13 protein-coding genes are annotated in these 14,222 nt (G+C 42.5%); 8 read left to right on the top strand and 5 right to left on the bottom strand.

Annotated elements, in window-relative coordinates:
• Positions 1-6: 6 nt before the first annotated feature.
• The 3 genes from ABIN91_RS17895 to ABIN91_RS17885 form a co-directional block, all read right to left on the bottom strand.
• Positions 7-1,680 carry a dihydrolipoamide acetyltransferase family protein gene (locus tag ABIN91_RS17895; RefSeq protein WP_348052785.1) on the bottom strand — a complete coding sequence of 558 codons (1,674 nt, stop codon included), beginning with the start codon at positions 1,678-1,680 and terminating at the stop codon, positions 7-9.
• A gap of 78 nt (positions 1,681-1,758) precedes the next feature.
• Positions 1,759-3,003 carry a competence/damage-inducible protein A gene (locus ABIN91_RS17890; RefSeq protein WP_348052784.1) on the bottom strand — a complete coding sequence of 415 codons (1,245 nt, stop codon included), beginning with the start codon at positions 3,001-3,003 and terminating at the stop codon, positions 1,759-1,761.
• A 1-nt stretch (position 3,004) separates the two neighbouring features.
• Positions 3,005-5,731: a putative LPS assembly protein LptD gene (locus ABIN91_RS17885; protein WP_348052783.1), complete on the bottom strand. Its 2,727-nt coding sequence runs from the start codon at positions 5,729-5,731 to the stop codon at positions 3,005-3,007.
• 55 nt (positions 5,732-5,786) lie between these two features.
• Here ABIN91_RS17885 and ABIN91_RS17880 point away from each other — a divergent pair, with 55 nt between their 5' ends.
• The 8 genes from ABIN91_RS17880 to ABIN91_RS17845 all read left to right on the top strand — a co-directional run bounded on the left by ABIN91_RS17880 (position 5,787) and on the right by ABIN91_RS17845 (position 12,483).
• Complete coding sequence (locus ABIN91_RS17880; RefSeq protein ID WP_348052782.1) at positions 5,787-6,641, top strand: N-acetylmuramoyl-L-alanine amidase; 855 nt, start codon at positions 5,787-5,789, stop codon at positions 6,639-6,641.
• A 25-nt stretch (positions 6,642-6,666) separates the two neighbouring features.
• Complete coding sequence (locus ABIN91_RS17875; RefSeq protein ID WP_348052781.1) at positions 6,667-7,608, top strand: MlaD family protein; 942 nt, start codon at positions 6,667-6,669, stop codon at positions 7,606-7,608.
• Positions 7,609-7,652: 44 nt separating this feature from the next.
• Complete coding sequence (locus ABIN91_RS17870; protein ID WP_348052780.1) at positions 7,653-8,120, top strand: helix-hairpin-helix domain-containing protein; 468 nt, start codon at positions 7,653-7,655, stop codon at positions 8,118-8,120.
• A gap of 85 nt (positions 8,121-8,205) precedes the next feature.
• Positions 8,206-8,655 (top strand): DinB family protein, encoded by a 450-nt coding sequence (locus ABIN91_RS17865; protein WP_348052779.1) that lies wholly within the window; start codon positions 8,206-8,208, stop codon positions 8,653-8,655.
• 48 nt (positions 8,656-8,703) lie between these two features.
• Positions 8,704-9,114, top strand: a complete 411-nt coding sequence (locus ABIN91_RS17860) for a hypothetical protein (protein ID WP_348052778.1) — start codon at positions 8,704-8,706, stop codon at positions 9,112-9,114.
• Entirely contained in the window at positions 9,111-9,740 is a 630-nt protein-coding gene (locus ABIN91_RS17855) for an SCO family protein (protein ID WP_348052777.1), read from the top strand. Before ABIN91_RS17860 ends, ABIN91_RS17855 begins: the two co-directional genes overlap by 4 nt.
• Before the next feature lies 1 nt (position 9,741).
• Positions 9,742-10,164 carry a cytochrome c gene (locus ABIN91_RS17850; protein ID WP_348052776.1) on the top strand — a complete coding sequence of 141 codons (423 nt, stop codon included), beginning with the start codon at positions 9,742-9,744 and terminating at the stop codon, positions 10,162-10,164.
• Positions 10,165-10,524: 360 nt separating this feature from the next.
• Positions 10,525-12,483, top strand: a complete 1,959-nt coding sequence (locus ABIN91_RS17845) for a polysaccharide lyase family 8 super-sandwich domain-containing protein (RefSeq protein ID WP_348052775.1) — start codon at positions 10,525-10,527, stop codon at positions 12,481-12,483.
• A gap of 6 nt (positions 12,484-12,489) precedes the next feature.
• Here ABIN91_RS17845 and ABIN91_RS17840 read toward each other — a convergent pair whose 3' ends face one another.
• Together ABIN91_RS17840 and ABIN91_RS17835 are read right to left on the bottom strand one after the other, a co-directional pair.
• Positions 12,490-13,209: a LytTR family DNA-binding domain-containing protein gene (locus ABIN91_RS17840; protein ID WP_348052774.1), complete on the bottom strand. Its 720-nt coding sequence runs from the start codon at positions 13,207-13,209 to the stop codon at positions 12,490-12,492.
• Positions 13,206-14,222, bottom strand: coding sequence for a histidine kinase (locus tag ABIN91_RS17835; RefSeq protein WP_348052773.1), 1,017 nt, complete (start codon positions 14,220-14,222; stop codon positions 13,206-13,208). Before ABIN91_RS17835 ends, ABIN91_RS17840 begins: the two co-directional genes overlap by 4 nt.

Below are 14,222 nucleotides of genomic sequence, written 5' to 3'. Positions count from 1 at the left end.
TCGAAATTAAAATCCCCTATTCACATCCCACTGCTCCATGTAATCGGCTACTTTGCGAAGGAATGAGCCCCCTAAAGAACCATCAACTACACGGTGATCGTAAGATAAGGATAGGAACATCATATGGCGTATACCAATTACATCACCTTCGGAAGTTGAAATAACGGCAGGCTTCTTTTTGATCACACCCAATGCCATAATAGCTACCTGCGGCTGGTTGATAATAGGTGTACCCATTACATTGCCAAACGAGCCTACGTTAGTTACAGTGAAAGTACCGTCTTTAACTTCATCGGGAGCCAGTTTGTTAACACGAGCGCGGGATGAAAGATCGTTAACGGCCTTGGTTAAACCTACCAGATTCAATTGATCGGCCCGGCGGATCACGGGTACTATGAGGTTACCTGTTGGTAAAGCAGTTGCCATACCAATGTTTATATCCTTGCGTTTGATGATCTGTGTACCATTAACAGATACATTGATCATCGGCAAATCCTTTATCGCACGGGCTATGGCTTCGATAAACAAAGGTGTAAAAGTGATCTTTGTTTTTTCGCGCTCTTCGAATTGGTTTTTAACCTTTTCGCGCCATACTACCATATTGGTTACATCGGCCTCAATGAACGAGGTTACGTGTGGCGAGGTGTGTACACTCATCACCATGTGATCAGCAATCAGGCGGCGCATACGGTCCATCTCAATGATCTCGTCGCCGGGATTTAAAGACACGGCGCGTGATGCTTGCTGCTGTGGTGGTGGCATGTATTGTTGCACAGGCGCTTGTTGTATATATTGCGGCTGTGGCGGCGCTTGCTGGTAATATTGCTGGGCAGGCGGTTGCTGTTGAACAGGTGGTTGATAATATTGTTGCTGCGCCGGAGGCTGTTGAACAGGCGGCGCTTGTTGTTGTACAGGCCGCGCTTGTTGCACTGGCGGCTGTTGAGCTGGCGCTTGCACTTGAGCCGGTTGTGGCACAGGAGTTTGCTGCTGAACCGGCGGCTGTGGGCGTGGTTGGGGTGCAGCTTGCGGCTGTGGCGCGTTTTGCGTTACCGGCCTTTGTTGTTGTACCGACTGCGGCCTTTGTGCAGGAGGTTGCGGACGTGGCGGAGCTGGCTTTGGCGCAGGTGGCCTGTTTGCCCGCTCTTTAACATAAGCTAATAGATCCTCCTTAGTTAAACGGCCCTCGGCACCACTGCCGGGGATAGTGTCTAATTCTTGCGGACTAACTTTTTCTTGTATGGCTATATTTTTCACCAATGGCGAGTAAAACCTGCTGCCTGCTGGCGGTAGTGGTTTTATTGCCCTTGGTTGTTGTATTTGTTCAACATATGGTGGTGTGTAAACCGGCTCTGGCGCGGCTTGTGTTACCGGTTGTGGCGTTGGCGCTTGTTTAACCGGTTCCGGTGCTTTGTATTCGGGCTGTGGTGCCGGTGCTGCCGCTTGTGGGGCGGATGCCGATGCTCCGGCCTCTGCGGTTTCAATAACGGCTATAACAGAGCCTACCTGTACAACATCGTTTATATTATATAATTGCTTTACCAGTGTACCTGCTACCGGTGATGGCACTTCGGAGTCTACCTTATCGGTAGCGATTTCCATAACGGTATCATCCATTGTAATACGGTCGCCTACACCTTTGCTCCATTTAATAATGGTTGCTTCGGCAACGCTCTCCCCCATTTTTGGCAAAAGTAAATTGTATAAGGCCATCTATAATGTTAGTAGTTGTTTGGAATTATAAACAATAATAACGCAAATTTACGAATTTTCCCTGAGTAAATTTATCAGCATGCCCATTCCTGTTATGGCAGTACGTTCAATATTCTGGATCCGCTTTTTGCCGAAGGTAAATTTACGGGCAACAGTTTTATTTTTATTGGCTACGGCTATCCAAACTGTACCAACCGGTTTATCATCAGAACCACCGCCAGGGCCTGCTACCCCGGTAACAGCTATGGCATAGTCCGACTTTAAATTGATCAGGGCACCTTCTACCATTTCGGTTACCGTTTCTTCGCTTACGGCACCATGGCTCCAAAGCGTTTCGTTTTTTACACCCAGCATACTCTCTTTCAAATCGTATGAATAGGATATCGCGCCACCTAAAAATACCTGTGATGAACCGGCATGTTGGGTAAATAAATGCGATATATAACCACCCGTGCAGCTTTCGGCAACAGATAAGGTTAGGCCTTTATCAGCCATTTCGTCCAGTATCGCTTTTTCTATCGGTACATCAACGTCGGTTACCACGCTTCTGCCAACCCGCATCATGATCTGATCAGCGTAAAGCTTAATCTCTTGTTGCAAAGTTTCTTCGTTTTCGCCGTAGGCGCTTAATCTTAAACGTACCGAGCCTAATTTGGGCAAGTAGGCCAGTTTAATGTGCGATGGCAGCGAATCTTCAATATCAGCAATCTTTTCGGCTAAAAAGGACTCGCCCTCGCCTACTGTCAATATGGTTTTGTGGGTGATTACCGGAAGCTTGAAGGTGGCTTTCAGTTTCGGGATAACCGATTCTTCAACCATGTACATCATTTCGTGCGGTACGCCGGGCATGGATACATATACCTTGCCATCAACATTAAACCACATACCGGGAGCTGTGCCGTTGTGGTTTACAATTACCTCGCAATTGGCGGGTATTTCGGCTTGTTTAATGTTTACTTCTAATAGCGGACGATTATATTTGGCAAATATTTTAGCCACATTATCTAACGCCTGCTGGTTTTGCACCATGCCTACATTAAAATATTCGGCAATGGTTTTTTTTGTGATATCATCTTTAGTTGGGCCCAGGCCACCTGTAATGATGATGATATTGGCGCGGTTTTTAGCTTCGCTTAAAGCGGTAAGGATATGTTCTTTACTATCAGATACCGAACTGATTTGCTTTACACGCACACCAATAGCGTTTAACTGCTGTGCTATCCATGCAGAATTGGTATCAACTATCTGGCCTATCAATATTTCATCGCCAATGGTAATAATTTCTGCAAGCATGTTAATAGTTATTGTTGTAATCTTTCCTTTTACTCAGTTTCAAATCCTGTAATACAGAAGCTTTCACCTTTAAATCTACACTATAAAATTTATAATATCCAAAAGGTATCCATTGGAAGGATAAGTCCCAGCAATGCAAGTCGCGGTAAATGGAGAGCGAGGTTGTACTTACCTTGGCTTGTTTCACATCAAAGCCCGATGTATACACCAGTTTCCACTTGGGTGTGATATTGATATCACCATTTAAATTAAGCGTACTTGTGGTAGTGGTAGCTACCCCTGTATTACTATAAAAAAAGTTAAAGCTCAAATTAACGTTCCAGGGAATATTAAAATCGACATAAGCGTTTGGATCGGGATTGATCAGGGCCAGTTTTTGCGCCTGGTTCTTATTCATGTTGTTGATGGTGTTAACCTGCTGCGCCTCGGCGGCCTTATTGGTTGGGCTATGCAACGATGCCGAGTTTAAGCTGACATCCATTGATAAGCTAAAATTGGTTAGGGTTGGAAAATGCCCATCCTGCCAGGTATAGCGATCAATAACATGTGCGTAACGAACTAACTGGTTGCCGCTTACAGAATCGCGTACCTGGTTAACGTAGGGGTTTAATGTACCGCTGAAGCTGATGCCCAGCTTTTGATTAAACAACGCTGTACGGCCCGAAAAACTGATAGGCGAAAGTTTTAATGAATCGGCAATGAGGTTGTAAAAAGTTGAGAACGAAAGACCTTGTAAAATGGGTATTTTGCGTTCGGTGCCGGATGTATCGCTACTTTTGGCGGCCATTTTTGCTTCTATATTGTTATCCAGACTTATAGCTAACCCGGCAGATTTACCACCACCCGGCCCACCATATACGCTTTGCTCAAAAATAGAATAAGTTTGGGTGGTATAAGGATATGGGATGGTTGCATTACTAACAATGGTGTTGTAATAACCATATTTAGGATCGGCAAAGTTTGGCCTGTACTGGAAACTCACATTGGGGGTTATAACCTGCCGGATAGCCTTTAAGTTACCCTTTTTAAATAACACAGTACTGTATAACTTAGTTGAGAAACCGCTGGAAATACTGTAATCGCCGGCACGCCTAAAACCCTGAACGGTATCAACAACCAGTGTATTATCACCCAAAACGCTGCCACGCTCGTAATGCTTGCGTATGGTTTGGAAATAATCGCGTTCGTTATAGTTAAAGCTTGAGTTAAACTGGAAATATTTTAAAATGTTTAAACTTAAGCTTACCGGTATTTGTTGGTTAAACCCATTTTGAAATTTCTTTTTAAAGGTATTTGCCGTAAATAACTGAGCCTCCGGAATTTGGGACACCGAATTGGTTCCCTGCAAACTATAACCTACGGTAATGCGCTGATACCATTTTTGTTCGCCAATACGGTCTTTAGAATCAAACGGGCTTAAGGTTGCCATGTTTAAGCTAAAGCTTGGCAAGGTTAGATCAACGGTTTGCTTGGTCAAATCTTGCCGGTGAGCTAAGTTGGCTGTAAAGTTAAAGGGCGAACCTGGCCATGTTTTACCGAAAGCTATACTTGAGCCTATGTTATTTTGTGTTAGGGCCTGGATATTATAATCGCCATTGGCACGGGTATTTTGGTAATAGCTTGATGTACCCGCATTTACCGAAGCGCTAAACGTTGTACCCGGGTGGGCATTAGCATCTTGACTATGGCTCCAGTTGATGTGAAAATCTTTACTGGGCGGGTCGGTTTCTAATCCAACTTTAGTTGAGGCATAGCTTAATGATATATTACCCTGGTATTTGTACTTCTTTAAATAGCGCGATGATACATCAACAGTGTACGAACCTTTAGTGTAATAGTTACCCAGCGTTGTTACATCCATATAATCGCTCACGGCAAAGTAGTAACCAAAGCCTTTTAGGTAAAAACCCAATTGTTGATCTTCGCCAAAGGTTGGCAAAATAAACCCTGACGATTTTGAATCGGGTTTTGGGAAAAAGCCGAACGGAATAAATAAAGGCAAAGGTACGCCCTCAATTTCAAGATATGCCGGGCCGGATATGATGTGATGCTTTTCGGCAATACCTTTGGTTATCACAATACCAAAGTGGGTATCGGGATAAGGCAGATCACAGGTACTAAAGAGTACATTTTTATAGGCTACCTCTTCGTCATTCAATCGCTTTGCAGTACCGCCCGATAAAAAATTACCATCCTGCTCGGATGCGGCATTAAAAATTAAACCCTTTTTGGTTTTATAATTAAAGAGCAATGAATCGGCCGCGAGGGGTTTATCAGACCCTTGCTTAAAAAGTGGACGAACGCTGTAACGCTTTGTTCTGGGGTCGGGCAAGCCGCTGGCGAATATGGTATTCTTTTTATAATCAACACGTATATAATCCGCGTCGAGCTCAAAATCTTCGTACGTTACGCGCGCCGAGCCCCATAACTGTAATGTTTGATTCACATTATCAGCATGAGTTGAATCTTTTGCCGTATATTTAATTTCGGATGCGAGAGCGCTTTTAGATTTTTTTGTGGTATCTGCTTTAGTTCCTTTAATGGTTACTTCGTTTTTTACCTGGGGCTTTCTATTGCGGTTTCTTAACAGATTTTTATTTTTTAGCGTATCAAGCTGAATAATAGTATCGCGCAAGCTGATATGGCTTACATTTGCACGACGGGGCGCCGAGTGTACGTGGACAAGAAAAGCAAACAATAAAAGAAAAAAGAGACTTATAAATTTCAAAATTGATTATGAATAGTATTTTTGCAGATATTGATTACTTGCGGCTTCAAAAATAATGAAAAATAAGGCATTGAAAAGATACATTTATAGTTTGTCACCATTACTTTTTTTATTACTGCTATGTTCTTACAAAACAGACGCTCCTGTTAAAAAAACCAAGAAGGATACGGTAAACGCAAGTTTTAAAATGCGCACGCTGATTATTGATGCCGGGCACGGTGGCCATACCGGTGCCGCGGGTTCATATTCTACCGAAGAAGGTGTAACGCTGGCGTTGGCATTTAAATTGCAAAAAGCGGTAGAAAAAAATATACCGGGCCTGAATGTGGTGATGACACGTACCACTCCGGCCGGTGTATCGTTGCAAAAACGATCGGACATAGCGAACAATAGTAAGGGAGACTTGTTCATATCGTTACACTGTAACTCGCTGTCCGACAGGACATCATACAGCCATGGTAAAAAGATACGTGTGCCGGATAAAAGTGGCCGTGGCGTTTTAGTATTGGTTTACGGTTTTCATAGGGATAAAGAAGAAACTGCAGCGTTGCGGGAAAACTTGTTTGAAGAGCAAGCCGGCGGAAAAGGCATAGCCCAGGCTTTTGACCCTAATGACCCTGTAGCGTTGATACAATTGAATGCATTTAAAGCTAAATACCGTAAAAACAGCATACGTTTTGCAAACTTAGTGAACGGTGAATTCGTAGATACGGATGGTAGGCATAGCGATGGTGTAAAAGAACAGGGTATATTGGTTTTATGCCACAGCGCAATGCCCGCAGTGCTAATTGAAACCGGCTTTATCAATAACCCAACCGACGAAGAGTATTTAAACTCGGAAGCCGGGCAGAATGAAATAGTGGCATCAATTGTGCGTGCATTAATTGAGTACAAAAAAGAAGTTGAATAAAAAGTTCACCTAACAAAACACAATTTTGAAAATATCAAACGAAACCAAAATAGGCGCGTTAACCGTTGTGAGTGTAGCTATACTAATATTAGGCTACAGTTTTTTAAAGGGTAATGACGTTTTTACCACCGAAAATAAGTTTTATGCAGTTTATACCGATGTTACCGGCCTTACGGTATCAAAACCAGTGCTGGTAAATGGTTTCCAGATAGGGCGCGTATCACACTTAACTCTACAACCCAGTGGTACAACCCTGGTTGAATTTAAAGTTCAGGATAAGTATGATGTGCCTAAAAACACCGTTGCTAAGTTAGATGGCGACCTTTTAGGAAATAAAACCATCAACTTTCAGTTAGGTAACAGTAAAGAAATGGCCGAAAGCGGAGCCACGCTTGATGCCAGTGTGAAAGGAAGTTTGGCCGAAAGCCTGCAACCGGTGCAAGAGAAAGCCAAATTAATAGTAGCTAAAATGGATTCGATACTATCCTCGGTTAACAATATTATGAACCCGCGTTTCCAAAAAAATGTTGACCGCAGCTTTAACAGCATCGCCAATACCCTACAATCGTTAGAGGGTACAACGCAAAAGGTTGACGCTTTGGTGGGTAAGCAAAGTGTGCGCATTAATAATATTTTGGCTAATGTGGAGTCTATTTCGGCTAATTTAAAAAGCAGTAATCAATATTTGACCGGTACATTATCTAACTTTAACAAGATAAGCGATGATGTTGCCAAAGGCCATATTAAAGAAACTTTAGAGAACGCAAATAAGGCTGTTGCCGAGCTACAGGCTACTATTGCCAAGATCAATAATGGTACAGGTTCGATGGCTTTATTGCTGAATGACGATAAGATGTATAACAACCTGAAGGATGCATCGGCTAACTTGAATAACCTGTTTATTGATATTAAGGCGCATCCGAAGAATTATGTAAGCTTCTCGGTATTTGGCGGGAAGAAGAATTAAGTTGTTGATTAGTTGATTGGGTGAGTAGTTGATTGGTTTAAACAATGAAGACTCCTAAGCTTGATTTAAGTGTATCTGAAAAATCTTCGCTAAAAAAAGCGGGTATCCGGATGAATCAATTGGTTGATTATGCTCCGGATGAGATTTGCGCTATTCTTAACGCGCCTGAACCAAGAGCTAAACAAATTGCTGCTTTGATCGAGTTCCAGGCTATCCCGTCTGTAGGGCCAAAGTTTGCGCAGGACCTGATCGACATGGGGTACTACACCCTATCGCAATTGAAAGATAAAAGCGGTGCCGAATTATTGAATGACCACGAGCGATTAATTGGCGCGTGGACCGATCCTTGTGTTGAGGACCAGTTCAGGCTGATTGTGCATTATGCAAATCATCCCGGTAACGGCAAACAATGGTGGCATTTTACTGCCGAGCGAAAGACTTTTAGGGCGCAGCATGGTTATCCCAATACCCGTCCGGCCAAGGCTTGGATGCAGTTGGAGCAGTACCGTTAATTCAGTTATTAGGTTATTCTTATTTTAGCAAAACATTCTGCCCAGCCTTAACTTATAACATACTAACCTAATAACACTCCTACCCATGCAAGCACATTTTAAAAAGCTATTTGAGTACGATAAATGGGCCAACAATGCCTTGTTGGAGAAGTTTGAGCACCAGTTTCCACAAAACCCGCGTATTTATGTGCTGATGTCGCATTTGTTATCGGCACAGCGCATTTGGTTAGACAGGTGTTTAGGCTTACCGCAAAGCGCTATATTATGGGGAGAGCGTTTGCCGGATGAGATGCGCGAGGATACCGAAAATTATCACCTGGCCTGGGTTGATTTTATTAACCGCCTGCAAGCGGATGATTTTGAGGGCAGGGTTACTTATACTAATTCCAGCGGTGAAACTTATAACACACAATTAAGTGACCTGCTTGCGCATGTAATTAACCACGGCACACACCACCGCGGCCAAATTATGACATTAATGAAAGAAGAAGGCTTTGTTTTACCTAACATTGATTATATAACTTTCGTTAGATAATATACCTTTGCGGCACCAAACTAATTTATCCTACACCCCTATCGCAAAATGAAGAAACTATTTTATATTGGATTACTTGCCATTGTATTAACCAGCTGCCAGAACGCCCGTAACGAAGAAAAAGCTTTACAGAAGGAAGTATTAGACAGTCATGATAAGGTGATGGCCGATGATGAAAAAGCCATGATCAATAAAATGAAGCTGGATACGCTGATACAAAAAGCGGATAGTTTAAAAATAAACAAACAAACTGCCACGTTATTAAGCGGCAAGCTAACCGCTGCTGATGACGCCATGAGCGATTGGATGAAAAACCTGAATCTGGATAATTCGGGTAAAAACCACGATGACATTATGAAATACTGGCGTGAGCAACATGCTAAGGTAAAACAAGTAGACTCGTTACTGGTGGCTGCCACCGATGAAGCTACAGCGTTTATAAAGACAACTCAAAAATGAGAAAACTAATTTGGGCCATAAGCGGAATAATGTTTTTAGCCGCGTGTAATACAGGCAACAGTACTAAAACCCTGCCTATTTTTGGCGAGCGTACCCCTGTAACCAAAACGGTAGATGGCAAACCCGTTACCGATACGCTATACCAAACCATACCACCGTTCAAATTTGTGAACCAATACGGCGATACCATCAGCAATAAAAACCTGGATGGAAAGATATATGTGGCCGACTTTTTTTTCACCAGTTGCCCGTCTATCTGCCCTATTATGCAGCGGAATATGCTTTTGGTTTACAACGAGTTTAAGAGCGACCCGAATGTGAAGATACTTTCGCATACGATTGACCCTAAGCATGACAGCGTACCCGTTTTAAAAGATTATGCCGATAAGCTGGGTATTCAAGGTAACTCGTGGTGGTTACTTTACGGGCAGAAGGAAGAGATCTATCAACTGGCCGAAAAGCATTACCTAACCCGTGTTAACGATGGCAAAGACGGTCTGATACACGAAGGCTGGTTTTTATTGGTCGACAAGCAAAAACGCATCCGCGGATCATACGATGGCACCATTCCGGAGCAGGTTAAGCAATTGATTGCCGATATGCATACGTTGCAATTAGAGAAATAAGATGAAGCTGAAAGTTATCCTGGTTATTTTCTGTTTTGTGATAGCTGCTACGGTTATAACAAGCTGTCAGGATGAGGGGCAATTAACCTTTAAGCGCTATTACAGTACCGGGCAATCTGTTTATCAAAACCATTGTCAAAATTGCCATGGCGCCCAGGGCGAAGGTTTGGGGGCATTGATTCCGCCTTTAACGGATTCATCTTATCTTAAAACTAACTTACACCAATTACCTTGCTTTATTAAAAATGGCGTTATGGGGAATATTATTGTAAATGGTAAGCCCTACTCGCAGGCTATGCCGCCGGCTCAATTAACTTCGATTGAGATTGCTGAGGTAATTACCTTCGTGGGTAATTCGTTTGGGAATAAGATTGGGTTGGTTGATGCGGATATGATTAGTGAGGATTTAGGGAAGTGTAATTGAGTATTATTTTGTATCTTATATAGCGGTTAGCCAATCCCGAAAGGCTATGATTTTGTTTTTTCAAACACCCACTTTTACCCAAGTGTGTGAGGTTTTGAATTAACCACAGAGTGCACTGAGAGGGGAAACACAGAGCTCACAGAGATTTTGTAACATGTGTTCACTATTGCCAAAACAGCATCATATGAGGCTTATTTAGTTTAAGCTATCTATCGGCTTTTCTGCTACTTTAGTTGTTGTAAACCTTGAGCGTACTGCTCTCTCCTATTTATAATTATGCGTTTTATTCGTTGTATATTTTTGATATCGTTATTGCTGACCTTATTTAAGGCGGGCGCTCAAAACACTCAGTTAAAGGACATGGAAACTGTATTTGGCAGAACCAGAAGCCTGTTACTATCAGACACGGCTTATGCTACCGAACAAAGCTACCGTTTAACTGATGATGTAAAGTACACTACGGATGCCCAAGGTTATTATGCTCACCTGGCCGCGGATGGCAGTTGGCCTGATCTGAATTACCACACCGACGCGCCCAGCGCCTGGAGGCCATCGTGGCATTTATACCGGGTGATGCTGTTGGTTAGGGAGTATCATAAAAACAACGATCCTAAATATCTGGATGCCATCCATCGTACCTTAAAATTTTGGATAGCTAACGATTTTATATGTACCAACTGGTGGCAAAATCAGATCAATGTTCCGTATGTCTATTCTACCATTATGCTGATGATGGATAAAGATGCCAATGCCACCGAAACAGACTTTTTGAATAATGTGCTGATTAAACGGGTGCAGCAAAAGAAACCCGTTGGCCAGAATAAAATATGGCAGCATGATATTGAGAGCCGCATTGCACTCATCCATCATAATGCGGGTGCTTTTAACACAGCAATTCAAAACATGCAATCGGTAATAAGTGTTGGCGTTGGCGAAGGGATACAGCCCGATTACTCGTTTCATCAGCATGGGCCAATGCTACAATTTGGCAATTATGGGCTGCATTTTATTAACAGTTTGCTTTTTTGGATGAAGGTTACTGCCAATACCGGCTTTGCTTTTGATGCCGATAAGCAGAAGATGATATTTGATTACTGTTCAAACGGCATCCGCTGGAGCGTTTTCAAGGGTGCTATGGATATTACGGCAATAGGCAGACAATCGCGACCGAACTCGGCTGTGAAACGGGGGCAAACTTTGCTGGATAACTTTAACCTGCTGAAATCATTCGATAATGGCGACCCATGTAAATATGCTTTGGATGGTTTGAGCGATGGTTGCCCTATAAATGGCAATAAAGCTTTTTGGCGATCGGACTATATGGTACAGCTTAAGGGAGGCCATTATGCCATGAGTGTTAAAATGCATGGCCCCGGTGTAAGTAAAGTGGAAAGTATAAACGGCGAAAACATGAAAGGCGCCTTTTTAGCTGATGGGGTTACACTAATACAGCAAAGTGGCAAAGAATACCGCGATATTCAGGCTGTATGGAACTGGGCCATGTTACCCGGAACTACCAGTGATACTACCATTAAGCCTTATGATCGGGAGGTTTTTAAAACCAGTAACCTGGGTGTATTTACCGGTTTGATAAGCGATGGCACAATAGGTGCAACCGCCATGACTTATGACAGATTAGGCGTTAAAGCCCATAAAAGCTATTTTTTTGTTGGCGATATGATGGTTTGCCTGGGCGCTGGAATTGAAAGCGCACACAGAAAGAATTTGGTAACTACAGTTGATCAGAATTATTATACGGGTAAGGTTGTAAAGTCGCAGGCTAATAGTCCGCTACTTCCGTGGGTTTGGCATAACAATACAGGGTACTTTTTTATTGATAAAAACAGCAAGCCTGTAACTACAATTAAAGCACAAGCAGGCTCGTGGAACACGGTTGATAACGCCGCGGATAAGCAGATGCTGAGTGATTCGGTATTTACGCTTTATCAGCCACAATCAACACTCGATACTTACGCCTATATAGTTAGGCCCGAAACTGATGCTAAAAGCATGACTAAGCTGGCGCAAAGCATCCTGGTAAAGGTTATTAAGAATACTGCAGAGATTCAAGCTATTCAGTCGGGTAATACTTTGATAGCTACTTTTTATACACCTGGTTTATTGCAGGTAACAGACTACAACATACAACCGGATAAGGCTTGTATGATAGTATGCAAAACAATAGCGGGCAAGCAACGGGTTTGGGTATCCGATCCATCGCGTACTCAACTTAGCGTTAATTTGAGTATTAACGCTAAGGTTAAGCGGGTTGTACTGCCGCAAGGTGCACTATTGGGTTCGAGCGTGGAGGTTAATTAGATAATATTATCGTTTAAACAAGCGGCCTTTTAATAGCTTATCAATTACATCGTCGTAAAAGCTACTGCCGATATTGATTTTGGTATTACCCAGGTTGAGCATACTGCCTTCAATACTGCTTATTTTATCGGTATTGATGATATGGCTTTTATGCACCTGTATAAATTTATCCGCCGGCAGCTTTTCTTGAATACCTTTAATGGTGAGGTACACCACGAGCTTTTTGCTATCGGTATAGAGTGTAATGTAGTTAGCCATGGCTTCTATATAAATGAGTTCGTTGTATAAAACGCGTTCTATTTTGCCATCGCACTTTACGTAAAAGTGATCGGCTTGTGTATCTGCTGCGCTGCTGCTCTTCTGCTTAAGCGACTTTAGCTCCAGCGCCTTTTGTGTGGCTTTGATAAAACGCTCCAGCGAGAATGGTTTAACCAGATAATCAACCACGGCCAGCTCAAAACCATCAAGCGCGTACTGACCGTAAGCCGTAGTCATGATCACCATAGGTAAATTAGTTGCGGAACGCAGGAACTGAAAACCGTTCATTTTGGGCATATTAACGTCGAGAAAGATCAGGTCCACATCCAACTCATTGATCAAAGCGGTTGCTTTCAGCGGGTTTTCGGCAGAGCCAACCAATTCTAAATAATCGGTTTCATCTATGTATTCCTGTAAAAGTTTACGGGCTATGGGTTCATCGTCAATTATGATGCAGTTTAAAATCATACACCGAGCAGGGTTAAATTGATCTCATAATAATCGTTCTCATTCACAATACTAAGCTTATGCCTTTCGGGATACAATATTTCTAAACGCCTTTTGGTATTGGCAATCCCCAGGCCCGATGCTCTTTCAGATTGATCGATAAAGGCATCTTTGGTATTATAAACGCGGAACAACAGGTTGCCATTTTCGTATTTCAAACTTACATCAATACGGTTTTCCGTGTCCTCGTTAAAGCCAACATATTTAAAAGCATTCTCTAAAAAGGTGATAAAAAGCAAGGGAGCTACATTGATCTGTCCGCTAATCCCATCCGCGCAAAGCGAAACCTGGATGCGCTCGTCTATCCTGCCCTTTTGTATGGCTATGTAGTTGCGGATATAATTGATCTCGCTATCCAGCTCAATCTGTTCTACGTTGCATTCATAAAGCTGGTAGCGTAGCATTTCGGAGAAAACGAGCAGCATTTCACGGGCATATTTATTTGATTTATCAATATGGCCGTAAATGGAATTGATAGAATTGAACAGGAAATGCGGGTTAAACTGGGCTCTCAAAAAATTGAGCTCATTAGTTGCTTTTTCCTTTTCTATTTGTTCGATATAGATCTGCGATCTGATCTTTTCAATTACCATGTGTGCCGATAGAATGCAAACCACCCAAAAGAATATGTTAATAAAGGAGTTGTAAAAGATGGAGAGATAATCAAAATGAGGATTTACAACCTTAAAAACATAGGTGATCACCAGCATAGATACCGGTATCCGGATGATGGCCGTGAGGATAATGCCAGCAATGAATAGCAAACCAAACTTTGCATATCGCTTTTTATTGAGCAATTGCGGAATGGTATAAGCGGCATTAAAATAGTAATTAGCCGAGATGAAAGCCAGATAGCAAAACTGGATAGTAATGGTATGGGTGAGCACCAGCGTACCATTCCGGAAAATAAAGATCCAGAAAACGTAGGCCAGCAGCCAAAAACCAATATGATATGTTACTTTTTTAAAATCCAA

Source organism: Mucilaginibacter sp., assembly GCF_039921305.1.
In the GTDB taxonomy this organism is placed as follows: domain Bacteria; phylum Bacteroidota; class Bacteroidia; order Sphingobacteriales; family Sphingobacteriaceae; genus Mucilaginibacter.
This window is presented reverse-complemented; position numbering and strand designations above follow the sequence as displayed.

Bases quoted from the DNA above. Each gene is read 5' to 3' on its own strand.
- ABIN91_RS17860 (WP_348052778.1), top strand. From the start codon at position 8,704: ATGAAGAAACTATTTTATATTGGATTACTTGCCATTGTATTAACCAGC.
- ABIN91_RS17840 (WP_348052774.1), bottom strand. From the start codon at position 13,209: ATGATTTTAAACTGCATCATAATTGACGATGAACCCATAGCCCGTAAA.
- ABIN91_RS17845 (WP_348052775.1), top strand. From the start codon at position 10,525: ATGGAAACTGTATTTGGCAGAACCAGAAGCCTGTTACTATCAGACACG.
- ABIN91_RS17865 (WP_348052779.1), top strand. From the start codon at position 8,206: ATGCAAGCACATTTTAAAAAGCTATTTGAGTACGATAAATGGGCCAAC.
- ABIN91_RS17880 (WP_348052782.1), top strand. From the start codon at position 5,787: ATGAAAAATAAGGCATTGAAAAGATACATTTATAGTTTGTCACCATTA.
- ABIN91_RS17850 (WP_348052776.1), top strand. From the start codon at position 9,742: ATGAAGCTGAAAGTTATCCTGGTTATTTTCTGTTTTGTGATAGCTGCT.
- ABIN91_RS17870 (WP_348052780.1), top strand. From the start codon at position 7,653: ATGAAGACTCCTAAGCTTGATTTAAGTGTATCTGAAAAATCTTCGCTA.
- ABIN91_RS17890 (WP_348052784.1), bottom strand. From the start codon at position 3,003: ATGCTTGCAGAAATTATTACCATTGGCGATGAAATATTGATAGGCCAG.
- ABIN91_RS17855 (WP_348052777.1), top strand. From the start codon at position 9,111: ATGAGAAAACTAATTTGGGCCATAAGCGGAATAATGTTTTTAGCCGCG.
- ABIN91_RS17895 (WP_348052785.1), bottom strand. From the start codon at position 1,680: ATGGGGGAGAGCGTTGCCGAAGCAACCATTATTAAATGGAGCAAAGGT.